Origin of the sequence: Escherichia sp. KTE31 (genome assembly GCF_000407925.1) — a bacterium.
Lineage (GTDB): Bacteria > Pseudomonadota > Gammaproteobacteria > Enterobacterales > Enterobacteriaceae > Escherichia > Escherichia ruysiae.
Window position 1 is genome coordinate 890623 of record NZ_KE136723.1, and the last position, 23970, is coordinate 914592.

The following is a 23970-nucleotide window of genomic DNA, read 5'->3' on the forward strand; positions in this document are numbered from 1 at the left end:
GTAAAAAAGCGACAGCGGGGTAAAATTTCGTAAAATGTTACCGATATCCAGACACTTTCTGTTATTTTTTCTGCCTATTTATTACATTTTCGACAAATTCATCTGCAAAGGATAACCATAATGACAAATGCTCACGAGGCGGTAAAAACCCGCCACAAGGAGACCTCACTTATTTTCCCGGTTCTGGCGCTGGTAGTGCTGTTCCTTTGGGGAAGCAGTCAAACACTACCAGTGGTCATAGGCATCAATCTTCTTGCGCTTATTGGTATTTTAAGCAGCGCCTTTAGTGTTGTCCGTCATGCGGACGTATTAGCCCATCGACTGGGAGAACCTTATGGTTCTCTTATTCTTAGCCTTTCCGTGGTTATTCTTGAAGTCAGCCTGATATCAGCCTTAATGGCGACCGGCGATGCGGCGCCGACGTTAATGCGAGATACGCTCTATTCAATCATTATGATTGTTACTGGTGGACTGGTTGGTTTTTCATTACTGTTGGGCGGGCGCAAATTTGCCACCCAATATATGAATCTGTTTGGTATTAAACAGTATTTAATCGCCCTGTTTCCATTGGCAATTATTGTGCTGGTATTCCCGATGGCCCTGCCTGCGGCGAATTTTTCAACCGGTCAGGCGTTGCTGGTGGCATTAATTTCCGCAGCAATGTACGGCGTATTTTTGCTAATTCAGACCAAAACGCATCAAAGTCTGTTTGTCTATGAACATGAAGATGACAGTGATGATGACGATCCGCACCATGGCAAACCCTCTGCCCATAGCAGCCTGTGGCATGCCGTCTGGTTGATTATCCATTTAATTGCAGTGATAGCGGTTACCAAAATGAACGCAAGTCCGCTGGAAACACTGCTCACCAGCATGAATGCCCCGGTGGCCTTTACCGGTTTCCTGGTGGCGCTATTGATTCTTTCGCCGGAAGGTTTAGGGGCGTTAAAAGCGGTATTAAACAACCAGGTCCAGCGCGCGATGAATCTGTTCTTTGGTTCGGTTTTAGCGACAATTTCGCTTACCGTACCTGTCGTCACGCTGATCGCCTTTATGACAGGCAATGAATTGCAGTTTGCGCTTGGTGCGCCAGAAATGGTGGTGATGGTAGCCTCTTTGGTGCTGTGCCATATCTCCTTCTCCACCGGACGTACTAACGTGCTCAACGGCGCTGCACATCTGGCACTCTTTGCCGCCTATTTGATGACAATATTTGCCTGACATTAATATCTCCCCTGGCGACGGAAGCTGGGGGAGATAATAAAAATACCTGCCCGGTTCCTTTCTTCAGTTATTCTGAACAATTCGTCAGACATGATTGCGAGCCTGTACCACAACATGCAAGAAAGCACTGCAACAGTTGATGAAAAGCTGGAATGAACTCTTCATTACGAACGTTTCAGTGGTGAAGTAAAGAAGACTTGAGACGTAGTATCCACACCAAGCCGGGATTATCCGGTGAGGCGCAATGTTGTGGGGGCTTTATCCCTGGCGGCATTGGTTGCTGGAAAGAGAAAACCCCCGCACGTTGAGAGGTAAAACCTGACAACAGAACGGGGGCTAATCTTGAACCATCAACAATTCAAGAATAGCCGCAAAATGTTGTCATTACAACAAGGCGGTTATATGACGCTCGCACAGTTTGCCGTGATTTTCTGGCACGACCTGGCAGCGCCGATCCTGGCGGGAATTATTACCGCAGCGATTGTCGGCTGGTGGCGTAACCGGAAGTAAGGTGAAAACGGGCGTCAGGCTGCCGTGATGGCAATATGCGCCCGAAACCGGCCGCAGGGGTAACAGCCTGCGGCCTTTTTTGTCTTTATCTCTTTCAGAAGTAGACACCGTCAACCCAACCTGGAAGCATCAACCAGAGCATTCATGAAACAACTGCAACGGCTGATAAAAAGCCGGAATGCATACTGCATTACGAACATTCCTGGGGTGAAGTGAAGAACACTTGAGATATAGAATCCACACCAAGCCGGCGTTATCCGGTGAGGCGCAATGTTGTGGGGGTTTTATCCCTGGCGGCATTGGTTGCTGGAAAGAGAAAACCCCCGCACGTTGAGAGGTAAAACCTGACAACAGAACGGGGGCTAATCTTGAAACCAGACACTTCAAGAATAGCCGCAAAATGTTGTCATTACAACAAGGCGGTTATATGACGCTCGCACAGTTTGCCGTGATTTTCTGGCACGACCTGGCAGCGCCGATCCTGGCGGGAATTATTACCGCAGCGATTGTCGGCTGGTGGCGTAACCGGAAGTAAGGTGAAAACGGGCGTCAGGCTGCCGTGATGGCAATATGCGCCCGAAACCGGCCGCAGGGGTAACAGCCTGCGGCCTTTTTTGTCTCCGTCAACCATGAAAAAAGCCTTACCGCAGAACGATAAGGCTTTTGTTTTCAAGCAAAAAATTACTTGCTGGTATCCAGTTCTTCGAAACCTTTCACCAGATCATCAATCGCTTTCATCTGCTTGAGGAACGGTTCCAGTTTAGCCAGCGGCAGCGCAGATGGGCCATCGCATTTTGCGTGTTCCGGGTCCGGATGCGCTTCAATAAACAGCCCCGCCAGACCTACCGCCATACCAGCACGTGCCAGCTCAGCCACCTGAGCACGACGACCACCAGAAGCTGCACCAAACGGATCGCGGCATTGCAGTGCGTGGGTCACGTCGAAAATCACCGGCGAGTTGCCAGAAACTTTCTTCATAATGCTGAAGCCCAGCATATCGACAACCAGGTTGTCATAGCCAAAGTTAGCGCCGCGATCGCAAAGAATCACTTTATCGTTGCCGCCTTCTTTGAATTTATCAACGATGTTACCCATCTGACCCGGGCTGACAAACTGCGGTTTCTTGACGTTAATTACCGCACCGGTTTTCGCCATAGCTTCCACCAGGTCAGTCTGGCGAGCAAGAAACGCCGGTAACTGAATCACATCCACAACATCAGCGACAGGTTGTGCCTGGCTTGGCTCGTGAACGTCGGTGATAATTTTCACGCCAAAAGTTTGCTTCAATTCCTGGAAGATTTTCATCCCTTCTTCCAGGCCCGGTCCACGATAAGAGTGGATAGAGGAGCGGTTGGCTTTGTCAAAAGAGGCTTTGAACACGTAAGGGATACCCAGTTTCTGGGTCACGGTTACGTAGTGTTCGCAAATGCGCATCGCCAGATCGCGAGATTCCAGCACGTTCATACCGCCAAACAGCACGAACGGCAGGTCATTTGCTACGTTGATGTCGCCAATGCTAACCACTTTTTGTTTCATAGGATCGCCTTAATCTTAAGTAAAATGTCGATTAATTAATGCAGCACAATATGTTTATGCGCGATGTTATTAATTTGCGCACGGATCATTTCGCTGATCGGGTCTTCCGGACACTGTTCAACGAAATAACTTAAATCATTTAACGCAACGTGTTCGCAATCCAGTTGCGCGTAAATCAACCCACGATCGCGAATTTCATACGGATCTTCCGGGTTGAACTGTAATAAGGCCTCGCTGGTGCGTAATGCCAGTTCCATCTGATTTTCTTCCATCAGCGACGCTTTCAGCGTATCCAATAGTTTGCGGATAACCTCAATGTTATCGGCTTCATCCAGGTCTTCATAAAACAGTTCCGCTGACGGGCTGATATTTCCCTTTAACCATACATCCAGCATATGTTCGCTTAACGATTCACCGTTAAAAGGGTTAATCAACCAAATTTCGCCATCCGGACATTCAATGCGCAATATAAGCTGCGTCGGGAATATCACCGGCATCAGCGGCAAATCAAGACGATTAGCGACCCACACCAAAACGGCGCCTAATGATACCGCACTGCCCTGCCGATTTTTTAACACCTGATCCAACCATAATGCATCGGAAAGACGATAAACACCGCGTGAGGCTTTAAATCCCCATTCGCCGTAAAACAACGCGATCAATTTTTCCAGCTGCTCTTCTAAAGGCAGAAGCTGGCTAATTTCTTCCTTCGCCAGATTAACGAGACGCTCCAGTTCGTCGTATACATCTTGCGAGGGAAAATCGCGGCGGATTGCTTCGCAAGCCAGGATCATGCCTTCGCACAGCGGCGCTTTATTAAATTCGAAATCAGCTAACGATCTCATGACTTACCCCAGTAACGGTACTTTTGTGGTGGCGAGTTTAATGATGATGTACAGCACCACCAGCGCCAGCGGGAAGGCAATAATGCGCACCTGCTGACTGTGCACCCGACGATAATCGAGAGCAATAAAACCCAAAACGATATAAATGATAACTCCAAACAGCTTTTCAGTCAGCCATTGTGCCTGCCCGGAAAATGGCAGGATGTGCGCTTTAGCCATTAGCGCAACGCCGCTTAACAATAACACCGTGTCGATAACCGTCGGCGTAATGCGCGTCCAGCGAGCAAATGCCTGAGGATGCTCCTGATAACGTAGCCAGAAACGTAAGGTTAGTAGCCCAACAGAAAGCGCGACACTGATGAGATGAACGCTAAGCAGCGTAGTAAAACTTGTCATCGATAATAGCGACCAAGCGTCACGCGCTCGTTATCACCGTAGTCCCGGCAGGTTTCGACATTACGATAACCCGCCTGCATAAATGCCTGTCGAACCACTTCGCCCTGCTGCCAGCCATGCTCCAGAAGCAGAAATCCGCCAGATGTCAGTGCGTTACGAGACTTTTCGATGATGTGAACGATATCCGCCATACCGCTGTCTGCCGCAACCAACGCCGACAGCGGCTCAAAGCGGACATCGCCTTGTTGAAGATGGGGGTCCTGCTCGTCGATATATGGCGGATTGCTGACAATCATCGCAAACTGCTGCTCGCCAAGCGCACTAAACCAGTCGCTTTGCAGGATATGGATATTTTTAATCGCCAGATGCTGCGCATTACGCTTCGCAAGGGCAACAGCATCCGGCATTCGGTCAACGGCGGTTACCTCACAATCTGGACGCTCGCTGGCCAGCGCCAGCGCAATTGCCCCGGTGCCCGTACCGAGATCGAGAATACGACAAGACTGTTCAGGCAACCGCGCCAGAGCCTGTTCCACCAGACATTCGGTGTCAGGACGGGGAATTAAGGTCGCTGGCGAAACAAATAACGGCAACGACCAAAATTCACGCACACCGGTTAAATGAGCAATAGGTTCACCCGCACGACGACGCGCCAGCAGTACGTCGAGTTGCTCACACTGCGCATCAGTCAGCAGTGTTTCGCCAAAAGCGAGAATGAAGGTGCGTCCCTTGCCGGTAACATGCTCCAGCAAGATTTCAGCATCGCGACGCGGACTTTCGCTCGCCTGAAGTTGGGTTATTGCGTCACGCAACCAGTGTTGATATTCCATTATTCTTGCTCGGACAACGCCGCCAGTTGGTCAGCCTGATGTTCCTGGACGATCGGCTCAATCAGCATATCCAGCTTCCCTTCCATCACTTCATCCAGACGGTAGAGCGTCAGGTTGATACGGTGGTCGGTGACGCGCCCCTGCGGGAAATTGTAGGTACGGTTACGGTCGCTGCGATCGCCACTGCCCAGCAGGTTACGACGGGTAGACGCCTCCGCCTGCTGGCGTTTTGCCATTTCTGCTGCGTGGATGCGAGCACCAAGTACAGAAAGAGCTTTAGCTTTGTTTTTATGTTGTGAACGTTCATCCTGACATTCAACAACAATACCGGTTGATAAGTGAGTAATACGGATTGCCGAATCGGTGGTGTTAACGTGCTGCCCGCCTGCCCCTGAAGAGCGGAAAGTATCAATGCGCAAATCTGCCGGGTTGATATCCGGCAGTTCCGCGTCAGGCAGTTCTGGCATTACAGCAACGGTACAAGCAGAAGTATGAATACGCCCCTGGGATTCAGTGGCCGGAACACGCTGCACGCGATGACCGCCGGATTCAAATTTCAGGCGCCCATACACGCCGTCACCGCTGATTTTGGCGATGATCTCTTTATAGCCACCATGCTCGCCCTCGCTGGCGCTCATGATTTCCACGCGCCAGCGACGGGCTTCTGCGTAACGGCTGTACATACGGAACAGATCGCCGGCAAATAATGCGGCTTCATCACCACCGGTTCCGGCACGCACTTCGAGGAAGGCGTTGCGTTCGTCATCAGGATCTTTTGGCAGCAAGAGAACCTGAAGTTGTTGTTCCAGTTGCTCGCTTTTTTCTTTAGCTTCGCGCAGTTCATCCTGCGCCATTTCACGCATTTCAGGATCGTCGAGCATCATCTGTGCGGTTTCGATATCTTCCTGAACCTGTTGCCAGTCGGTGAAACAGCGCGAAACATCACTTAACTGCGCATATTCACGAGATAATGCGCGAAAACGTTCCTGGTCAGCGATGGTTTGCGCATCACCCAGCAGCGCCTGAACTTCTTCATGGCGTTCATGCAGGGCTTCCAGTTTGGCAACGATAGAAGGCTTCATAGGCGTAAATGCACCCTGTAAAAAAGAAAATGATGTACTGCTACTCCAGCCCGAGGCTGTCGCGCAGAATATTCAGGCGTTCGTTATCCCCGTCACGGGCGGCCTGTTGAAGTGATTTCGTTGGCGCATGGATCAGGCGGTTAGTCAGTTTCCATGCCAGATCCTGCATAATGGCTTGCGCGTCTCCGCCCTGCTCAAGGGCGGCTAACGCTTTGGCGGTTAACTCATCGCGAACCTGCTCTGCCTGACTGCGATACTCGCGAATGGTTTCGCTGGCGCTTTGTGCGCGCAGCCACGCCATAAATTCGCTGGTTTCCTGAGCGACGATAGTTTCCGCCTCAACTGCTGCAGCTTTACGCTGCGCCAGGTTATGCGAAATAATACTTTGCAGATCGTCAACGCTATAAAGATAAGCATTCGCCAGTTTGCCGACTTCCGGCTCAACATCGCGCGGAACGGCAATATCCACCAACAGCATCGGTTGGTTGCGACGGCTTTTTAATGCGCGCTCCACCATACCTTTACCGATGATCGGTAACGGGCTTGCAGTGGAACTAATGATGATATCGGCTTCACGCAGACGTTCGTCGATATCGCTCAATGCAATCACTTCCGCACCGACTTCATCTGCCAGAATTTGGGCACGTTCACGAGTACGGTTGGCGATAATCATCTTCTGAACTTTGTGTTCGCGCAGGTGACGCGCCACCAGCTCGATGGTTTCACCCGCGCCAACCAGCAAAACCGTTACCGTTGAGAGCGATTCAAAGATCTGCCGCGCCAGCGTACAAGCCGCAAAAGCGACAGATACGGCACTGGCGCCAATATCCGTTTCAGTGCGGACGCGTTTTGCTACAGAGAAAGATTTCTGGAACATGCGTTCCAGCTCGCTCGCCTTCATATGGCCTTTTTGCGAATCAGCAAATGCTTTTTTCACCTGACCAAGGATTTGCGGCTCACCAAGGACGAGTGAATCAAGCCCGCTGGCAACACGCATCAGATGGCTGACCGCGTCGTTATCCTGATGCCAGTAGAGGCTATTACGCAGATCTTCTTCGTTGAGATTGTGGTAATCGCACAACCAGCGAATGAGCGCCTCTTGCAGGTTATCCTGCTCTTCAACGCTAAGATAAAGTTCCGTGCGGTTACACGTCGACAGCACCACGCCGCCCTGCACCATCGGCTGCGCGAGCAGGCTGTCAAGCGCCTGATCGAGCTTGTCCGGCGAAAACGATACACGTTCTCGTAGCGATACAGGTGCCGTTTTATGGTTAATACCGAGTGCTAAAAGGGTCATGTCTGCGGGAAATAATACCAACGTTGATATGGTTAGTCTGCTCGCATCATACAGGATGCGTGGGATCAATAAAAGAGAGCGCCCCCTTTTGGAGTAATTGCCAAAAGCCGTTAGATTCTGGCAATTAAGACAACTTGAACATAGACGATAGCGGACGGTAACGCTAGCATTAAGGGTTATAACTGCAACGTATCTCAAGGACTTGTCATCACTATGCCCCTGCCCGATTTTCGCTTTATCCGCCTGCTACCGCTGGCTGCCCTCGTGCTCACTGCCTGTTCCGTTACCACGCCAAAAGGCCCCGGCAAAAGCCCAGATTCCCCGCAGTGGCGTCAGCATCAGCAAGACGTTCGTAACCTCAATCAATATCAGACACGCGGTGCATTTGCGTATATTTCCGACCAGCAGAAAGTGTATGCCCGCTTCTTCTGGCAGCAAACTGGCCAGGATCGCTACCGTCTGCTGCTGACTAACCCATTGGGAAGCACCGAACTGGAGCTGAATGCTCAGCCGGGTAACGTGCAGCTGGTAGATAACAAAGGTCAACGTTACACCGCCGATGACGCCGAAGAGATGATTGGCAAATTGACAGGAATGCCGATTCCGCTCAACAGCTTGCGTCAGTGGATTTTAGGTTTGCCTGGTGATGCGACCGACTACAAACTGGACGATCAGTACCGCCTGAGCGAAATCACCTACAGCCAGAACGGCAAAAACTGGAAAGTCGTATACGGTGGTTATGACACCAAAACGCAACCTGCGATGCCAGCCAATATGGAACTCACCGACGGTGGTCAGCGCATCAAGTTAAAAATGGATAACTGGATAGTGAAATAATGCGGACACAGTGGCCCTCTCCGGCAAAACTTAATCTGTTCTTATACATTACCGGTCAGCGTGCGGACGGTTACCACACGCTGCAAACGCTGTTTCAGTTTCTTGATTACGGCGACACCATCAGCATTGAACTTCGTGACGATGGGGATATTCGCCTGTTAACACCCGTTGAAGGCGTGGAACACGAAGATAATCTGATCGTTCGCGCAGCACGGTTGTTGATGAAAACAGCAGCAAACAGCGGGCGTCTTCCGGCGGGAAGCGGTGCAGATATCAGCATTGACAAACAATTACCGATGGGCGGCGGTCTGGGCGGTGGTTCATCGAATGCCGCGACTGTTCTGGTGGCGCTGAATCATCTCTGGCAATGCGGCCTGAGCATCGATGAGCTAGCGGAAATGGGTCTGACGCTGGGCGCAGATGTTCCTGTATTTGTCCGTGGTCATGCCGCTTTTGCTGAGGGAGTGGGTGAAATATTAACGCCAGTGAATCCGCCAGAGAAATGGTATCTGGTGGCGCACCCTGGTGTAAGTATTCCGACACCGGTGATTTTTAAAGATCCCGAACTCCCACGCAATACGCCAAAAAGGTCAATTGATACGTTGCTAAAATGTGAATTCGGCAATGATTGCGAGGTTATCGCAAGAAAACGTTTTCGCGAGGTTGATGCGGTGCTTTCCTGGCTGTTAGAATACGCCCCGTCGCGCCTGACTGGGACAGGGGCCTGTGTCTTTGCTGAATTTGATACAGAGTCTGAAGCCCGCCAGGTGCTAGAGCAAGCCCCGGAATGGCTCAATGGCTTTGTGGCGAAAGGCGTCAACCTTTCCCCATTGCACAGAGCCATGCTTTAAGCCGGGCAAGCTGAGTTTCGGTGACAACGTCACCTTGTTCCAGACGTTGCATCGCGCTCTTTAATACACCGCCTGGAAAGAATATTGCCTGGCCCGCACAGTTTTCGGCAAATTCTTTCCACCAATGGACGCATGCCTGAGGTTCTTCTCGTGCCTGATATGAAGCTTTTTGCTGGTAACGCCACCCCGGAACTAGCACAACGTATTGCCAACCGCCTGTACACTTCACTCGGCGACGCCGCTGTAGGTCGCTTTAGCGACGGCGAAGTCAGCGTACAAATCAATGAAAATGTACGCGGTGGTGATATTTTCATCATCCAGTCCACTTGTGCCCCTACTAACGACAACCTGATGGAATTAGTCGTTATGGTTGATGCCCTGCGTCGTGCTTCCGCAGGTCGTATCACCGCTGTTATCCCCTACTTTGGCTATGCGCGCCAGGACCGTCGCGTCCGTTCCGCTCGTGTACCAATCACTGCGAAAGTGGTTGCAGACTTCCTCTCCAGCGTCGGTGTTGACCGTGTGCTGACAGTGGATCTGCACGCTGAACAGATTCAGGGTTTCTTCGACGTTCCGGTTGATAACGTATTTGGTAGCCCGATCCTGCTGGAAGACATGCTGCAGCTGAATCTGGATAACCCGATTGTGGTTTCCCCGGACATCGGCGGCGTTGTGCGTGCCCGCGCTATCGCTAAGCTGCTGAACGATACCGATATGGCAATCATCGATAAACGTCGTCCGCGTGCGAACGTTTCCCAGGTGATGCATATCATCGGTGACGTTGCTGGTCGTGACTGCGTACTGGTCGATGATATGATCGACACTGGCGGTACGCTGTGTAAAGCTGCTGAAGCTCTGAAAGAACGTGGTGCTAAACGTGTATTTGCGTACGCGACTCACCCGATCTTCTCTGGCAACGCGGCGAACAACCTGCGTAACTCTGTAATTGATGAAGTCGTTGTCTGCGATACCATTCCGCTGAGCGATGAAATCAAATCACTGCCGAACGTGCGTACTCTGACTCTGTCAGGTATGCTGGCCGAAGCGATTCGTCGTATCAGCAACGAAGAATCGATCTCTGCTATGTTCGAACATTAATCGAACCCGGCTCAAAGACCCGCTGCGGCGGGTTTTTTTGTCTGTAATATCCATTTGTATGACCTATGCCTCCTTCACCTGCCATTTAGTTGACAGATGATGCGCTCACGGATGAAACATTATTGTGAACAAAATATTCTTCTCACATGTGATGCCTTTCCGCGCTCTGATCGACGCTTGCTGGAAAGAAAAATACACTGCCGCACGGTTTACCCGTGACCTGATTGCCGGGATTACCGTCGGGATTATCGCTATTCCGCTGGCGATGGCGTTGGCAATTGGTAGTGGCGTAGCTCCGCAGTACGGTTTATATACCGCTGCTGTTGCAGGGATTGTCATTGCTCTGACGGGTGGGTCGCGTTTTAGCGTTTCCGGTCCGACTGCGGCATTTGTGGTAATTCTCTATCCTGTTTCGCAACAGTTTGGACTGGCAGGCCTGCTGGTTGCGACGTTGTTGTCGGGGATCTTTTTGATCCTGATGGGGCTGGCGCGCTTCGGTCGCCTGATTGAGTATATTCCGGTTTCCGTTACCTTAGGCTTCACTTCGGGTATCGGGATCACCATCGGTACGATGCAGATTAAAGATTTTCTCGGTCTGCAAATGGCACATGTCCCGGAACATTATCTGCAAAAAGTTGGCGCATTATTTATGGCGCTACCGACCATTAACGTGGGCGATGCCGCAATTGGTATTGTAACGCTTGGGATACTGATTTTCTGGCCGCGTCTGGGCATTCGTTTACCTGGTCATCTTCCGGCCTTGCTGGCTGGTTGTGCGGTGATGGGTATTGTTAACCTGCTCGGTGGACACGTTGCTACCATCGGATCGCAATTCCACTACGTCCTCGCCGATGGATCTCAGGGTAATGGTATTCCGCAACTGCTGCCGCAACTGGTACTGCCGTGGGATCTACCTAATTCAGAATTCACGCTGACCTGGGACTCCATACGCACACTGCTGCCTGCGGCATTCTCAATGGCAATGCTCGGCGCAATCGAATCTCTGCTCTGCGCTGTGGTACTGGATGGTATGACCGGGACTAAACACAAAGCGAACAGCGAGCTGGTCGGTCAGGGTCTGGGGAATATCATTGCCCCGTTCTTTGGTGGTATTACCGCTACAGCCGCGATCGCGCGTTCTGCCGCTAACGTCCGTGCCGGTGCAACCTCGCCCATCTCGGCGGTGATCCACTCGATTCTGGTTATTCTCGCCCTGCTGGTACTGGCACCGCTGCTCTCCTGGCTGCCGCTTTCCGCCATGGCTGCCCTGCTGTTAATGGTGGCATGGAACATGAGTGAAGCACACAAAGTGGTCGACTTGCTGCGCCATGCGCCGAAAGATGACATCATCGTCATGCTGCTTTGCATGTCGCTGACCGTGCTGTTTGATATGGTTATTGCCATCAGTGTGGGTATCGTACTGGCATCGCTGCTGTTTATGCGTCGCATCGCCCGTATGACTCGTCTGGCACCTGTGGCGGTAGATGTTCCTGACGATGTACTGGTTCTGAGAGTTATTGGTCCGCTGTTTTTCGCTGCGGCTGAAGGCTTATTCACCGATCTTGAATCGCGTCTGGAAGGCAAAAGAATTGTTATTCTGAAGTGGGATGCAGTTCCGGTGCTTGATGCCGGTGGCCTTGATGCGTTCCAGCGTTTTGTGAAGCGCCTGCCTGAAGGGTGTGAACTGCGGGTGTGTAACGTGGAATTCCAGCCACTGCGCACCATGGCTCGTTCTGGTATTCAACCGATCCCTGGACGCCTGGCGTTCTTCCCGAATCGCAGCGCAGCAATGGCTGATCTGTAAGAAAGGCATTAAATTGACCAGTCAGCGCAAACTGACTGGTCAGCAAACTACATTATGCGTTAGCTATGACGACGATTATCGTTACGGCGGCAACGTTTGTCATAGTGGCGAACCCACCAGTAACGGTCACACACCTGTTCATGCCCGCCAACACGGGCACCCGCCAGCCAGAGAATGGCACCGACGAAAATACTCAGCACTGCACCATGTGCGAAATACTGGGGCATATTAAACTGTGGTAACTGGTTGAGGATTGAATACCCCACGCCGACCACCATGACCACCAGACCCAACCCCATGAGCACGTTACCGAGTAACGAAGCGTTTTTGCGTTTCATATGTCACCTCCGGAACTTTCTGGGTTGTAACAGGGAATCCCCCTCTTCCTTATGTGTAAAGTATAGACAACACCCTGTAGGTTATGTGCGGGCGTGATCACAATTACAACCCTTATTTCAACAAAACTTTACAAATAACCGCCTGAACCCCCTGACTTTCTAATAGTTCGCAGAGGCAATTATTGTGTTGTCTGCGTATAAGGTGCTGTTTTTTGTCAAGCGAGGCCACAACCAGTAAACTACGCGCCAGTTATGCACTCACTCAGGACAAAAAACGTGACGATTAAATTGATTGTCGGCCTGGCGAATCCCGGCGCTGAATACGCCGCAACGCGACACAATGCTGGCGCCTGGTTCGTTGACTTACTGGCGGAGCGTTTGCGCGCCCCCCTGCGCGAAGAAGCTAAATTCTTTGGTTATACCTCGCGAGTTACCGTTGGAGGCGAAGATGTCCGCCTGTTAGTCCCGACCACATTTATGAATCTCAGCGGCAAAGCCGTCGCGGCGATGGCCAGTTTTTTCCGCATTAACCCGGACGAAATTCTGGTCGCCCACGACGAACTGGATCTGCCCCCTGGCGTCGCCAAATTTAAGTTGGGCGGCGGCCATGGTGGTCACAATGGACTGAAAGATATCATCAGTAAATTGGGTAATAACCCTAACTTTCACCGTTTACGCATTGGAATCGGTCATCCGGGCGATAAAAACAAAGTTGTCGGGTTTGTGTTAGGCAAACCTCCTGTTAGTGAACAGAAGTTAATTGATGAAGCCATCGACGAAGCGGCACGTTGTACTGAAATGTGGTTTACAGATGGCTTGACCAAAGCAACGAACCGATTGCACGCCTTTAAAGCGCAATAAGTCGTTGTCTGCGGCATTTTTGCCGCGTGCCGTGTATAATAGGCAGAGTTATTTCCATTTCTACAATCTGTTTACGATAACAGGTTGATTATTAAGATATTAAGGTGATTTAAATCATGGGATTCAAATGCGGTATCGTCGGTTTGCCCAACGTCGGGAAATCTACCCTGTTCAACGCGCTGACCAAAGCCGGTATTGAAGCGGCCAACTTTCCATTCTGCACCATCGAGCCGAACACAGGCGTTGTGCCAATGCCCGATCCGCGTCTGGATCAACTGGCTGAAATCGTAAAACCGCAGCGTACGCTTCCCACGACCATGGAGTTTGTCGATATCGCTGGCCTGGTAAAAGGCGCATCGAAAGGCGAAGGTCTGGGTAACCAGTTCCTGACCAACATCCGTGAAACCGAAGCGATCGGTCACGTTGTTCGCTGCTTTGAAAATGACAACATCATTCACGTTTCCGGCAAAGTTAATCCGGCAGACGATATTGAAGTTATCAATACCGAGCTGGCTCTGGCGGATCTCGACACCTGTGAACGTGCGATTCACCGCGTACAGAAAAAAGCCAAAGGTGGCGATAAAGACGCGAAAGCCGAGCTGGCGGTACTGGAAAAATGCCTGCCACAACTGGAAAACGCAGGTATGCTGCGCGCGCTGGATTTAAGCGCAGAAGAAAAAGCAGCTATTCGTTACCTGAGCTTCCTGACGTTGAAACCGACGATGTACATCGCTAACGTCAACGAAGACGGTTTTGAAAACAACCCGTATCTGGACCAGGTGCGTGAAATCGCGGCGAAAGAAGGTTCTGTTGTCGTTCCGGTTTGTGCTGCTGTTGAAGCCGACATTGCCGAACTGGACGACGAAGAACGTGACGAATTTATGCAGGAGCTGGGACTGGAAGAGCCGGGTCTGAACCGTGTGATCCGTGCCGGTTATAAACTGCTGAACCTGCAAACTTACTTCACCGCCGGGGTGAAAGAAGTGCGCGCATGGACCATTCCGGTTGGTGCAACCGCGCCGCAGGCTGCTGGCAAAATCCACACCGATTTTGAAAAAGGCTTTATCCGTGCACAAACCATCGCGTTTGAAGATTTCATCACTTACAAAGGTGAACAAGGCGCGAAAGAAGCAGGCAAAATGCGTGCAGAAGGTAAAGATTACATCGTTAAAGATGGCGATGTGATGAACTTCCTGTTCAACGTTTAATTCCGCGTCATCTCCTGACGGTTAATAATGAGCCATTATGTGAATCGCACATAATGGCTTTTTTACGCCTGCTACGCTGCTTCTTTCAATTCTGAGCTACCAAAACTCATAATCAGACTTCTGGCAATATTAACAATGCGGTCTTTATGTGATAACAATCACAGTGCATTAACTGTTCAAGAGTTTGTCATGAAAAAAACATTTACCTTCAGCCTGTTAGCAATTGTCTTTGCGAGCCTGTTAAGTGCTTGTGTTCCTCACCATCATCACCGCCACAGCGATGGCCCGCGTGGTCCTGCGGCTTCCGGTAAGCCAATGCCACCTTCAAATGGTGGGCCAAATCATGGCAGTCATGGTCGCTATTAATTAGCAAGTCATACGCGGGAGAATGCATACTCCCGCTATCCCCGGCGCTTAAACTGCCCCGCATCAATGCCATGTTGTTTCATTTTTCGCCACAGCGTGGTGCGACCAATTCCAAGTAACGCCGACATTTCCAGAATACGTCCGTCAGTCACCTGGGCGGCGTTAATAATCGCTTCTTTTTCGACTTCCGCAAATGACAGACTGGTGGAAAGACGCGTGGCGCTGATATCTTCTGTCGCCTGTTCGGTAAACAGATGCTCAGGCAAATTACTGACGCGAATACGCCCGTTGTCGCTGCTCAGGGCAAGGTTCTCAATGACGCTATACAGTTCAAAATCATTACCGGGCCATGCGCAGGAGACCAAACGAGCAAGCGCATCATCATCAATCTTCAAACGGGTTGAGAAGCGTTTTTCGAGATTACGCAATTTATTATTCACCAGCGCCGGAATACTGCCGCGCCGCATACGCAGAGGCGGGATGGTAATTTCAAATGCATGGAGCGCGTAATAAAGCTGCCGACTAAAGCGATTTTGTTCCACCAGCATTGCCAGATCTGCGGTCGTTGTGGCAATCACTTTGACATCAATCGGGATTAAACGCCGCGCATCCAACCGCGTGATAACGCCCTGCTTGATGACCTGAAGCAATGCTGACTGTAACTCCACCGCCAGATACTCAATCTTTTCGAGAAACAGCGTGCCGCCGTGTGCCAGTTCCAGACGACTCAGACGGCCATTTTTATTCTCCGTGCGATCGCCGCCAATAAATTCTTCCACCAGCGTCGCATCACCATATAACTCGCAATTGACGGCGATATAGGGACCTGCGGCGCGTTCGCTTTCATTATGAATCGCCTGGCTTAACAGGGCTTTACCAACGCCTTCTTCTCCACAAAGTAACACCGGAAAACTGCTGCGCGCCGCCTGACGACCAAAATGAATCAAGCGGCGGGTTTGCGGATCATCCTGTGGCATATGAGCAAAAGTATGACTAACTTTGCCTAATTGACTGGTCATCAATTGCCGCATCTGTTCCACCGGATGCAGCAGCAGAATAAAGCTGGTTCCCTGGGCTTCAATTATCGGTTTAAGGGTAATGACCGTATCAATAAACTGGTGCTGACTTTCAAAGGTCGCTTCCACATGTTTGAGCGGATGTGCCTGTTTTATTGCCTGTTGCAACACGGCGGGTAACGTTAACAGTTCCGTGATTGCTCTTCCCTGACTTGCCGTCACATCCAGACGTAAAACACGCGCCGCCTGAGCATTGATAAATTGCAGATTACCCTGCTCATCCCAGCTAATCACGCCATCGTCCATACTTTCTAACAGGGCGTTAAGCTGATTTAAATGCCGATTAGTTTCAGCCAGCAAACTGTCCGTTAGCAGTAAGTTTCCCACCTCGCGAGCAATTGCCAGCGTCAACGGCAAATCGGCTGCTGTCGATTGTTCCGCCGGACATGCCAGGGCTATCGTCCCCGTCAATCGCCCCTTGCTGTCAAACAGCGGCGTTGCACAAAATGCCCATTTCCAGAGCGCCTGTTTAAAATGTTGATCGGCTATCGTTTTCACCGCCTGACCAGAGATAGCCGCTAACGATAACGCACAAGTACCGATGATTCCTTCGGCACAATAAGTGCCGTCATAAAATCCCAACGCACTAAGCTGCTCCATAGTCTGCGGATCACCATAACGGCTAAGGATGCAGGCAGTTTCATCGAGAATAAGCAAAACGCACGCTCGTGGCGCCATATATTCCAGGGCATCTTCCAGCGCCGCCTGACCAAGTGTCAGCATCGCCTTTTTACGCCGACAGATAGTAGCAAATGTCACGCCCTGGGCCTGGTGCGGTACGCTCCACGACTCCCGTTTCATCAGTTTGCGGCATCGCTCCCAGGATGCTGCAACCCAGGGAGAGTTAGCCTGGTCATCGTTGTGAAAACCGCCTCTCATATTCCACTCGCTTCTGGCAAAAGGTGTTCTGACTCGCAATTTTAAGTATCAGGACATTCTTATGTTCCATAATGGAACATTTATTAAAACATATGTTTCACCATGAAACATAATTTGTATGAATTTTCTTTTCCTAAGTCTGATGCACAATGGATTCATCGGCAGTCAGTGGTCGCCGTGTCGTTGAACATCATCCATGCCCTACGATAATTGCTGGAGCAAAATAATGAAAAAATTGATCAATGATGTGCAAGACGTACTGAACGAACAACTGGCAGGGCTGGCGAAAGCGCATCCTTCGCTGACATTGCATCAGGATCCGCTGTACGTCACACGAGCTGATGCACCGGTTGCCGGAAAAGTCGCCCTGGTGTCAGGCGGCGGCAGCGGACACGAACCGATGCACTGCGGTTATATCGGTCAGGGGATGCTTTCGGGAGCCTGTCCGGGCGAAATTTTCACTTCACCGACCCCCGATAAAATCTTTGAATGCGCCATGCAGATTGATGGCGGCGAAGGCGTACTGCTGATCATCAAAAATTACACCGGCGATATTCTTAACTTCGAAACAGCAACCGAATTACTCCACGACAGTGGCGTAAAAGTGACCACGGTGGTCATTGATGACGACGTCGCGGTGAAAGACAGTCTTTATACCGCCGGGCGGCGCGGTGTTGCCAACACGGTATTAATAGAAAAACTTGTGGGTGCGGCGGCGGAACGTGGCGACTCACTGGACGCCTGTGCGGAACTGGGGCGTAAGCTGAATAATCAGGGTCACTCAATTGGTATCGCTCTCGGTGCCTGTACCGTTCCAGCCGCTGGCAAACCCTCATTTACGCTGGCAGATAATGAGATGGAGTTTGGCGTCGGTATTCATGGCGAGCCGGGTATCGATCGTCGCCCCTTCTCTTCTCTTGATCAAACCGTCGATGAAATGTTCGACACACTGCTGGAAAATGGCACATACCATCGCACACTGCGCTTCTGGAATTATCAACAAGGAAACTGGCAGGAAGAGATACAAACCAAACAGCCGCTACAATCTGGCGATCGGGTGATTGCGCTGGTCAACAATCTCGGCGCCACGCCACTTTCTGAGCTTTACGGCGTCTATAACCGTCTGACTACGCGTTGTCAGCAAGCGGGGCTGACTATCGAACGTAATTTAATCGGCGCGTATTGCACTTCACTGGATATGACCGGTTTTTCCATCACCTTACTGAAGGTTGATGACGAAACGTTGGCGTTATGGGATGCCCCAGTCCACACCCCGGCGCTGAACTGGGGTAAATAAGGAGATAACGATGTCACTGAGCAGAACTCAAATTGTTAACTGGCTTACTCGCTGTGGGGAAATCTTCAGCAAAGAGAGCGATTATCTTACCGGACTGGATCGTGAAATTGGCGACGCTGACCACGGGCTAAATATGAATCGAGGATTTAGCAAAGTGGTGGAAAAACTACCCGCCATTGAGGACAAGGATATTGGTTTCATCCTCAAAAATACCGGTATGACGCTGCTTTCCAGCGTCGGTGGTGCCAGTGGTCCGCTATTCGGTACATTCTTTATTCGCGCCGCGCAGGCGACTCAGGCGCGCCAAAGCCTGACGCTGGAAGAGCTTTATCAGATGTTCCGCGATGGTGTGGACGGCGTAATCAGCCGGGGGAAAGCCGAACCTGGCGATAAAACCATGTGCGATGTCTGGAAACCAGTGGTTGAGTCGTTACGCCAGTCCAGCGAGCAAAATCTCTCTGTTCCGGCGGCGCTCGACGCAGCCAGCGGAGTGGCTGAATCCGCTGCACAAAGCACGATTACGATGCAAGCTCGCAAAGGCCGTGCCAGTTATCTCGGTGAACGCAGTATTGGTCACCAGGATCCTGGCGCGACCTCAGTGATGTTTATGATGCAAATGCTGGCGTTAGCCGCGAAAGAGTAAGGAATTGGTGATGGTAAACCTGGTCATAGTTTCACATAGCGCCCGGCTGGGTGAAGGTGTCGGTGAATTAGCCCGTCAGATGTTAATGAGCGATAGTTGTAAAATCGCCATTGCCGCAGGGATTGATGACCCGCAAAATCCCATTGGTACTGATGCCGTCAAAGTGATGGAAGCCATCGAATCCGTTGCTGATGCCGACCATGTGCTGGTTATGATGGACATGGGAAGCGCGTTATTGAGTGCAGAAACCGCTCTGGAATTGCTGGCGCCAGAGATCGCCGCAAAAGTACGTTTGTGTGCAGCGCCATTGGTCGAAGGAACTCTGGCGGCAACGGTTAGCGCGGCATCGGGTGCAGGTATCGACAAAGTTATTCATGATGCTATGTCTGCGCTGGAAGCCAAACGCGAACAACTGGGTTTACCGTCATCCGCCACTGAGATATCTGACACATGCCCGCCGCACGATGAAGAAGCCCGTTCCCTCGCTGTGGTGATTAAAAACCGTAACGGCCTCCACGTACGCCCGGCCTCTCGACTGGTCTATACCTTATCGGTATTTAATGCAGATATGTTGCTGGAGAAAAACGGCAAATGCGTCACGCCGGAAAGTATTAACCAAATTGCGCTATTACAAGTCCGCTATAACGATACTCTGCGCCTGATCGTGAAAGGGCCAGAAGCTGAAGAGGCGCTGGCTGCTTTCCGCCAGTTGGCTGAAGATAACTTTGGTGAAACAGAAGATATTGCGCCACAAACTCTGCGCCAGGTTAATTCTGTCACTGGTAAAGCCTTTTATTATCAACCGGTTTTATGCACAGTACAGGCGAAATCAATCCTGACAGTGGAACACGAACAGGAACGATTACGCCAGGCAATTGACTTTACGTTGTTAGACCTGATGACGTTAACGGCAAAGGCAGAAGCAAGCGGGCTTGACGATATCGCCGCGATCTTTTCCGGTCACCATACTCTGTTAGACGATCCTGAACTGCTGGCGGCAGCAAGCGAACTTCTTCAGCATGAACATTGCACCGCAGAGTATGCCTGGCAGCAGGTTCTTAAAGAACTTAGCCAGCAATATCAGCAGATTGATGATGAATATCTGCAGGCGCGCTATATCGATGTGGATGATCTTCTGCATCGCACCCTACTCCATCTGACACAGACGAAAGAAGAACTACCGCAATTTAGTGCACCGACCATTTTGTTGGCAGAGAACATTTATCCCTCCACCGTGCTGCAACTGGACCCGACGGTCGTTAAAGGCATCTGCCTTAGTGCCGGAAGTCCGGTATCCCACAGCGCCTTAATTGCCCGTGAACTGGGTATTGGCTGGGTTTGCCTGCAGGGGGAAAAACTGTACGCGGTACAACCTGAAGAGACATTAACTCTGGACGTAAAAACCCAACGTTTTAGCCATGATGGCTAAAACAGTGTTCGGATGGCATCGCTACGATGCCATCCGAAAAAGCCGTACGCTATTAGCCAGCGTACTGACCATGTTGTAAATCCTGTACTACTTTGTTCATTTTCGCTTCATTCAACAGATAAAACTTAATAGAAATTGCAGTCAGGAAGTAGAAGAATGCCGGCAGGAGGGTAAACAGTAACACTACGCCCTGTACTGAATTAGCGGATTGAGTTGTGCTACTGGTTGCATAACCATAATAAGCCAGTACCCAACCAATCACCGCCCCACCTACTGCAACGCCCAGTTTGATGACAAAAATATTCGCAGCAACGTTCATCCCCGTAATACGACGACGCGTTTTCCATTCACCATAGTTATTCGCATCGGTAATCATTGACCACTGGAGCGCACCATTTCCGCCCTGAATAATCTGAATTGCCAGATGAGCCAGTAATGGAATAATCCAGTATTCCACCGGCAGGAAATAACAGAGCACGCCCAACGCTGCGTTAATAATATTAACCCAGAATGAAAGTTTAATTTTACAAAAGCGAGTACCAAATGGTTTCGCCAGTACAGAACCTAACATAGAAGCAAACATTCCGCCGAGCATAAACCACGTAAGAATATCTGAACCTTTATTTAAAACGGTATTAACATAATAAACAACAGCACCGCCACGGATAACCACCGCCACCAGCATCATAAAATTATAAACAGAGAGAATGCGCCACTGATCATTCTTAAAAAGAATCTTCAAATCGCGCGCGATATTCAGATTTTCTTCCTGAATAGGTTGTACACGCTCTTTGGTGGTCAGGAAACAAATTAAGAACATAATGCAGCCAATAACGCCAAAAACCGCCATCGCAATCTGGATACCAGTAGCCCGGTCCCCAGGAGAGAGGAAGTCAGCGACAGGCAGGATAAATGCAGTACCTAACGCACCACCAATAGGCGTGATGGCAAAACGCCAGGATTGCAGTGACAGGTTTTCACGCGGATCGGACGTCAACGCCGCGCCCAATGAGCAGTAAGGGATATTAATGGCCGTATACATTAATGTCATAAATATATAGGCGGCAACCGCATAGACAACCTTACCGCTGTCAGAGAAATCAGGAATGGAGTAAACCAGCACGCAACTGACCGCAAACGGTACACAGATGGCCAACAGCCACGGACGGAAACGCCCCCAACGAGATGAGGTTGCATCGGCGATTGCCCCCATAATCGGATCGGTAATTGCATCCAGTAGACGCACCAGTAAAAACATGGTTCCCATTACGGCTGGCGGCAGACCATAAATATCGGTATAGAAATAAGCGAGGATGGCAACAGAAGAATCAAAGACGATATGGCTGGCGGCATCACCCAAGCTATAGCCTATTTTTTCTTTTATTGGCAATTTTTCCACATTAGACATGTTTTATCCTTATCTATAAATTTACTTCACGAAATACCTTTCACTGGCGCAATTCTTCACGGAAGTTTTTGGTCGGTCTATTATGTTTTTTCATTAAATTCTTATGATTTTTTTCTTCTGTGATCGCACAGCAAAAGTCACTGCCCATTTAATAAACAACATATATTTTGTGAATATATTGCAACACTATTTATGCCTTTAATTACACCATCCATATGCCTGACACTTCGCAGAATGAGATTTCAATCATGCAGTTGCCGCGATCCTGAACTAAGGTTTTCTGATACTTGATTACCGTTTTGTTCGGTATCGCCAAAGGAGAATGATTGATGAAACCACGTGTCCCTCGTCACCTGCAAAGAATGGCGTTAATTCCCACCACCGTTTTATTGTGTTTTGCCACGCTATCGGCACAAGCGGAAGAAATCGCTGTCACACCACAATCACCTGATATTTTGTTGGGACCGTTGTTTGACGATGTGCAAAACGCCAAACTTTTTCCTGATCAAAAAACCTTTGCCGACGCCGTGCCCAACAGCGACCCGCTAATGATCCTCGCTGATTACCGGATGCAGCAGAACCAGAGCGGGTTTGATTTACGGCACTTTGTGAAAGTTAATTTCACTCTGCCAAAAGAAGGCGAGAAGCATGTCCCACCGAAGGGACAGTCGCTGCGTGAACATATTGATGGACTTTGGCCGGTATTAACCCGCACAACGGAAAGCACCGAAAAATGGGACTCTCTGTTGCCATTGCCGAAACCCTATGTCGTGCCAGGAGGCCGTTTTCGGGAAGTGTATTACTGGGACAGTTACTTCACCATGCTGGGGCTTGGCGAAAGCGGTCACTGGGATAAAGTGGCGGATATGGTGGCGAATTTTGGTTATGAAATAGATACTTATGGACACATTCCCAACGGGAACCGCAGCTACTATTTAAGCCGTTCGCAGCCGCCTTTCTTTGCGTTGATGGTGGAGTTACTGGCGCAACATGAAGGCGACGCCGCGTTGAAACAGTATCTGCCGCAACTACAAAAAGAATATGCTTACTGGATGGACGGCGTTGAAAATCTGCAAGCCGGGCAACAGGAAAAGCGCGTTGTAAAGCTCAAGGATGGCACTATTCTTAACCGCTACTGGGACGACCGCGATACACCTCGTCCGGAATCATGGGTAGAAGATATCGCCACCGCTAAAAGCAATCCAAATCGCCCTGCCACTGAAATTTACCGTGACCTGCGTTCTGCCGCCGCATCTGGCTGGGATTTCAGCTCGCGCTGGATGGACAATCCACAGCAGTTAAGTACATTACGCACCACCAGCATCGTACCGGTCGATCTCAATAGCCTGATGTATAAAATGGAAAAAATCCTTGCCAGCGCCAGTAAAGCCGCCGGGGATAATGCGATGGCCAGCCAATACGAAACGCTGGCGAATGCCCGTCAGAAAGGGATCGAAAAATACTTGTGGAATGATCAACACGGCTGGTATGCCGATTACGATCTGAAGAGTCATAAAGTACGTAATCAGTTAACTGCCGCCGCCCTGTTCCCGTTGTACGTTAATGCAGCAGCGAAAGATCGCGCCAGTAAAATGGCAACGGCGACCAGAACGCATCTGCTGCAACCTGGCGGACTGAACACCACCTCGGTGAAAAGTGGGCAGCAATGGGATGCGCCAAATGGCTGGGCACCGTTACAATGGGTCGCTACTGAGGGATTGCAAAACTACGGACAGGAAGATGTGGCGATGGACATTAGCTGGCACTTTCTGACCAATGTTCAGCACACCTATGACCGGGAGAAAAAGCTGGTGGAGAAATATGATGTCAGCACCACCGGAACAGGTGGCGGTGGTGGCGAATATCCGTTGCAGGATGGTTTTGGTTGGACCAACGGCGTAACGCTGAAAATGTTGGATTTGATCTGCCCGAAAGAAAAACCGTGTGACAACGTTCCGGCAACGCGCCCGACCAGTGCTTCCGCAACGCAGCCAACAAAAGTCACAGAACCCACACCTTAATCTTTTCTTCTCCCGACAGCGTCATTCTGCTTATCTGGATGACGTTGCCGTTTTATCTGGTTTTCAAACACCGTGAGATTTACACATAATTTGAAAGCGGATAGTGATGCCTGCACCGCTATCCGCCAGAAAGA

The 23970-nt window shown here is 50.4% G+C and carries 23 protein-coding genes; 14 read left to right on the forward strand and 9 right to left on the reverse strand.

Annotated elements, in window-relative coordinates; genetic code table 11:
• The first annotated feature begins 120 nt into the window (after positions 1–120).
• The 3 genes from chaA (at position 121) to WES_RS0121515 (ending at position 2269) form a co-directional block, all read left to right on the forward strand.
• Positions 121–1221, forward strand: coding sequence for a sodium-potassium/proton antiporter ChaA (gene chaA, locus WES_RS09160; RefSeq protein WP_000180147.1), 1101 nt, complete (start codon positions 121–123; stop codon positions 1219–1221).
• 405 nt (positions 1222–1626) lie between these two features.
• Positions 1627–1734: a type I toxin-antitoxin system toxin Ldr family protein gene (locus WES_RS0121510; protein ID WP_001441942.1), complete on the forward strand. Its 108-nt coding sequence runs from the start codon at positions 1627–1629 to the stop codon at positions 1732–1734.
• Between the two features lie 427 nt (positions 1735–2161).
• Positions 2162–2269: a type I toxin-antitoxin system toxin Ldr family protein gene (locus WES_RS0121515; RefSeq protein ID WP_001441942.1), complete on the forward strand. Its 108-nt coding sequence runs from the start codon at positions 2162–2164 to the stop codon at positions 2267–2269.
• A 146-nt stretch (positions 2270–2415) separates the two neighbouring features.
• On the opposite strand, the gene kdsA is transcribed toward WES_RS0121515, so the two are convergent.
• The 6 genes from kdsA to hemA are packed head-to-tail and all read right to left on the reverse strand — an operon-like array spanning position 2416 to position 7720.
• A complete protein-coding gene (gene kdsA, locus WES_RS09155; protein WP_000811058.1) occupies positions 2416–3270 on the reverse strand; it encodes a 3-deoxy-8-phosphooctulonate synthase in 855 nt (284 codons plus the stop codon).
• A 35-nt stretch (positions 3271–3305) separates the two neighbouring features.
• Positions 3306–4115, reverse strand: a complete 810-nt coding sequence (sirB1, locus tag WES_RS09150) for an invasion regulator SirB1 (RefSeq protein ID WP_001257033.1) — start codon at positions 4113–4115, stop codon at positions 3306–3308.
• A 3-nt stretch (positions 4116–4118) separates the two neighbouring features.
• Entirely contained in the window at positions 4119–4511 is a 393-nt protein-coding gene (sirB2, locus tag WES_RS09145) for an invasion regulator SirB2 (protein ID WP_016158414.1), read from the reverse strand.
• A complete protein-coding gene (gene prmC, locus WES_RS09140) occupies positions 4508–5341 on the reverse strand; it encodes a peptide chain release factor N(5)-glutamine methyltransferase (RefSeq protein WP_000456437.1) in 834 nt (277 codons plus the stop codon). Before prmC ends, sirB2 begins: the two co-directional genes overlap by 4 nt.
• Complete coding sequence (gene prfA, locus WES_RS09135) at positions 5341–6423, reverse strand: peptide chain release factor 1 (protein ID WP_016158415.1); 1083 nt, start codon at positions 6421–6423, stop codon at positions 5341–5343. Before prfA ends, prmC begins: the two co-directional genes overlap by 1 nt.
• Before the next feature lie 40 nt (positions 6424–6463).
• On the reverse strand, positions 6464–7720 hold the full coding sequence (gene hemA, locus WES_RS09130; protein ID WP_010352454.1) for a glutamyl-tRNA reductase: 1257 nt from the start codon (positions 7718–7720) through the stop codon (positions 6464–6466).
• Between the two features lie 213 nt (positions 7721–7933).
• Between hemA and lolB the strand changes: the two genes are divergently transcribed.
• From lolB to dauA, 4 genes are all read left to right on the forward strand, one after another.
• Positions 7934–8557 carry a lipoprotein insertase outer membrane protein LolB gene (gene lolB / locus WES_RS09125; protein WP_001130678.1) on the forward strand — a complete coding sequence of 208 codons (624 nt, stop codon included), beginning with the start codon at positions 7934–7936 and terminating at the stop codon, positions 8555–8557.
• Entirely contained in the window at positions 8557–9408 is an 852-nt protein-coding gene (gene ispE / locus WES_RS09120) for a 4-(cytidine 5'-diphospho)-2-C-methyl-D-erythritol kinase (RefSeq protein ID WP_001260349.1), read from the forward strand. Before lolB ends, ispE begins: the two co-directional genes overlap by 1 nt.
• Before the next feature lie 150 nt (positions 9409–9558).
• Entirely contained in the window at positions 9559–10506 is a 948-nt protein-coding gene (prs, locus tag WES_RS09115; RefSeq protein WP_001298109.1) for a ribose-phosphate diphosphokinase, read from the forward strand.
• A 124-nt stretch (positions 10507–10630) separates the two neighbouring features.
• Positions 10631–12310: a C4-dicarboxylic acid transporter DauA gene (gene dauA / locus WES_RS09110; protein WP_001033163.1), complete on the forward strand. Its 1680-nt coding sequence runs from the start codon at positions 10631–10633 to the stop codon at positions 12308–12310.
• Positions 12311–12369: 59 nt separating this feature from the next.
• On the opposite strand, the gene ychH is transcribed toward dauA, so the two are convergent.
• The gene (gene ychH / locus WES_RS09105) at positions 12370–12648 is read right to left on the reverse strand and encodes a stress-induced protein YchH (RefSeq protein ID WP_000823884.1); all 279 of its coding nucleotides are present in this window, start codon (positions 12646–12648) and stop codon (positions 12370–12372) included.
• A 276-nt stretch (positions 12649–12924) separates the two neighbouring features.
• Between ychH and pth the strand changes: the two genes are divergently transcribed.
• The 3 genes from pth to WES_RS09090 all read left to right on the forward strand — a co-directional run bounded on the left by pth (position 12925) and on the right by WES_RS09090 (position 15083).
• Positions 12925–13509 (forward strand): aminoacyl-tRNA hydrolase, encoded by a 585-nt coding sequence (gene pth, locus WES_RS09100; protein ID WP_000152950.1) that lies wholly within the window; start codon positions 12925–12927, stop codon positions 13507–13509.
• 116 nt (positions 13510–13625) lie between these two features.
• The gene (gene ychF, locus WES_RS09095) at positions 13626–14717 is read left to right on the forward strand and encodes a redox-regulated ATPase YchF (protein WP_000505865.1); all 1092 of its coding nucleotides are present in this window, start codon (positions 13626–13628) and stop codon (positions 14715–14717) included.
• A 189-nt stretch (positions 14718–14906) separates the two neighbouring features.
• Complete coding sequence (locus WES_RS09090) at positions 14907–15083, forward strand: hypothetical protein (RefSeq protein WP_016158417.1); 177 nt, start codon at positions 14907–14909, stop codon at positions 15081–15083.
• Between the two features lie 35 nt (positions 15084–15118).
• On the opposite strand, the gene dhaR is transcribed toward WES_RS09090, so the two are convergent.
• Positions 15119–17038, reverse strand: coding sequence for a dihydroxyacetone kinase operon transcriptional regulator DhaR (dhaR, locus tag WES_RS09085; RefSeq protein ID WP_016158418.1), 1920 nt, complete (start codon positions 17036–17038; stop codon positions 15119–15121).
• Between the two features lie 226 nt (positions 17039–17264).
• Between dhaR and dhaK the strand changes: the two genes are divergently transcribed.
• From dhaK to dhaM, 3 genes are read left to right on the forward strand one after another with little or no spacing between them, the layout of a single operon-like run.
• Complete coding sequence (dhaK, locus tag WES_RS09080) at positions 17265–18335, forward strand: dihydroxyacetone kinase subunit DhaK (protein WP_016158419.1); 1071 nt, start codon at positions 17265–17267, stop codon at positions 18333–18335.
• Positions 18336–18345: 10 nt separating this feature from the next.
• On the forward strand, positions 18346–18978 hold the full coding sequence (gene dhaL / locus WES_RS09075; protein ID WP_000059414.1) for a dihydroxyacetone kinase subunit DhaL: 633 nt from the start codon (positions 18346–18348) through the stop codon (positions 18976–18978).
• Positions 18979–18988: 10 nt separating this feature from the next.
• Positions 18989–20407: a dihydroxyacetone kinase phosphoryl donor subunit DhaM gene (dhaM, locus tag WES_RS09070; protein WP_016158420.1), complete on the forward strand. Its 1419-nt coding sequence runs from the start codon at positions 18989–18991 to the stop codon at positions 20405–20407.
• Between the two features lie 52 nt (positions 20408–20459).
• On the opposite strand, the gene WES_RS09065 is transcribed toward dhaM, so the two are convergent.
• Positions 20460–21815 carry a glycoside-pentoside-hexuronide (GPH):cation symporter gene (locus WES_RS09065; RefSeq protein WP_000072948.1) on the reverse strand — a complete coding sequence of 452 codons (1356 nt, stop codon included), beginning with the start codon at positions 21813–21815 and terminating at the stop codon, positions 20460–20462.
• Between the two features lie 329 nt (positions 21816–22144).
• Here WES_RS09065 and WES_RS09060 point away from each other — a divergent pair, with 329 nt between their 5' ends.
• Positions 22145–23836 carry an alpha,alpha-trehalase gene (locus tag WES_RS09060; RefSeq protein ID WP_000804566.1) on the forward strand — a complete coding sequence of 564 codons (1692 nt, stop codon included), beginning with the start codon at positions 22145–22147 and terminating at the stop codon, positions 23834–23836.
• Positions 23837–23970: the final 134 nt, after the last annotated feature.

Excerpts from the sequence above, each read along its gene's own strand:
- chaA (WP_000180147.1), top strand. The coding sequence starts at position 121 with ATGACAAATGCTCACGAGGCGGTAAAAACCCGCCACAAGGAGACCTCA.
- WES_RS0121510 (WP_001441942.1), top strand. The coding sequence starts at position 1,627 with ATGACGCTCGCACAGTTTGCCGTGATTTTCTGGCACGACCTGGCAGCG.
- WES_RS0121515 (WP_001441942.1), top strand. The coding sequence starts at position 2,162 with ATGACGCTCGCACAGTTTGCCGTGATTTTCTGGCACGACCTGGCAGCG.
- kdsA (WP_000811058.1), bottom strand. The coding sequence starts at position 3,270 with ATGAAACAAAAAGTGGTTAGCATTGGCGACATCAACGTAGCAAATGAC.
- sirB1 (WP_001257033.1), bottom strand. The coding sequence starts at position 4,115 with ATGAGATCGTTAGCTGATTTCGAATTTAATAAAGCGCCGCTGTGCGAA.
- sirB2 (WP_016158414.1), bottom strand. The coding sequence starts at position 4,511 with ATGACAAGTTTTACTACGCTGCTTAGCGTTCATCTCATCAGTGTCGCG.
- prmC (WP_000456437.1), bottom strand. The coding sequence starts at position 5,341 with ATGGAATATCAACACTGGTTGCGTGACGCAATAACCCAACTTCAGGCG.
- prfA (WP_016158415.1), bottom strand. The coding sequence starts at position 6,423 with ATGAAGCCTTCTATCGTTGCCAAACTGGAAGCCCTGCATGAACGCCAT.
- hemA (WP_010352454.1), bottom strand. The coding sequence starts at position 7,720 with ATGACCCTTTTAGCACTCGGTATTAACCATAAAACGGCACCTGTATCG.
- lolB (WP_001130678.1), top strand. The coding sequence starts at position 7,934 with ATGCCCCTGCCCGATTTTCGCTTTATCCGCCTGCTACCGCTGGCTGCC.
- ispE (WP_001260349.1), top strand. The coding sequence starts at position 8,557 with ATGCGGACACAGTGGCCCTCTCCGGCAAAACTTAATCTGTTCTTATAC.
- ychH (WP_000823884.1), bottom strand. The coding sequence starts at position 12,648 with ATGAAACGCAAAAACGCTTCGTTACTCGGTAACGTGCTCATGGGGTTG.
- ychF (WP_000505865.1), top strand. The coding sequence starts at position 13,626 with ATGGGATTCAAATGCGGTATCGTCGGTTTGCCCAACGTCGGGAAATCT.
- WES_RS09090 (WP_016158417.1), top strand. The coding sequence starts at position 14,907 with ATGAAAAAAACATTTACCTTCAGCCTGTTAGCAATTGTCTTTGCGAGC.
- dhaR (WP_016158418.1), bottom strand. The coding sequence starts at position 17,038 with ATGAGAGGCGGTTTTCACAACGATGACCAGGCTAACTCTCCCTGGGTT.
- dhaK (WP_016158419.1), top strand. The coding sequence starts at position 17,265 with ATGAAAAAATTGATCAATGATGTGCAAGACGTACTGAACGAACAACTG.
- dhaL (WP_000059414.1), top strand. The coding sequence starts at position 18,346 with ATGTCACTGAGCAGAACTCAAATTGTTAACTGGCTTACTCGCTGTGGG.
- dhaM (WP_016158420.1), top strand. The coding sequence starts at position 18,989 with ATGGTAAACCTGGTCATAGTTTCACATAGCGCCCGGCTGGGTGAAGGT.
- WES_RS09065 (WP_000072948.1), bottom strand. The coding sequence starts at position 21,815 with ATGTCTAATGTGGAAAAATTGCCAATAAAAGAAAAAATAGGCTATAGC.
- WES_RS09060 (WP_000804566.1), top strand. The coding sequence starts at position 22,145 with ATGAAACCACGTGTCCCTCGTCACCTGCAAAGAATGGCGTTAATTCCC.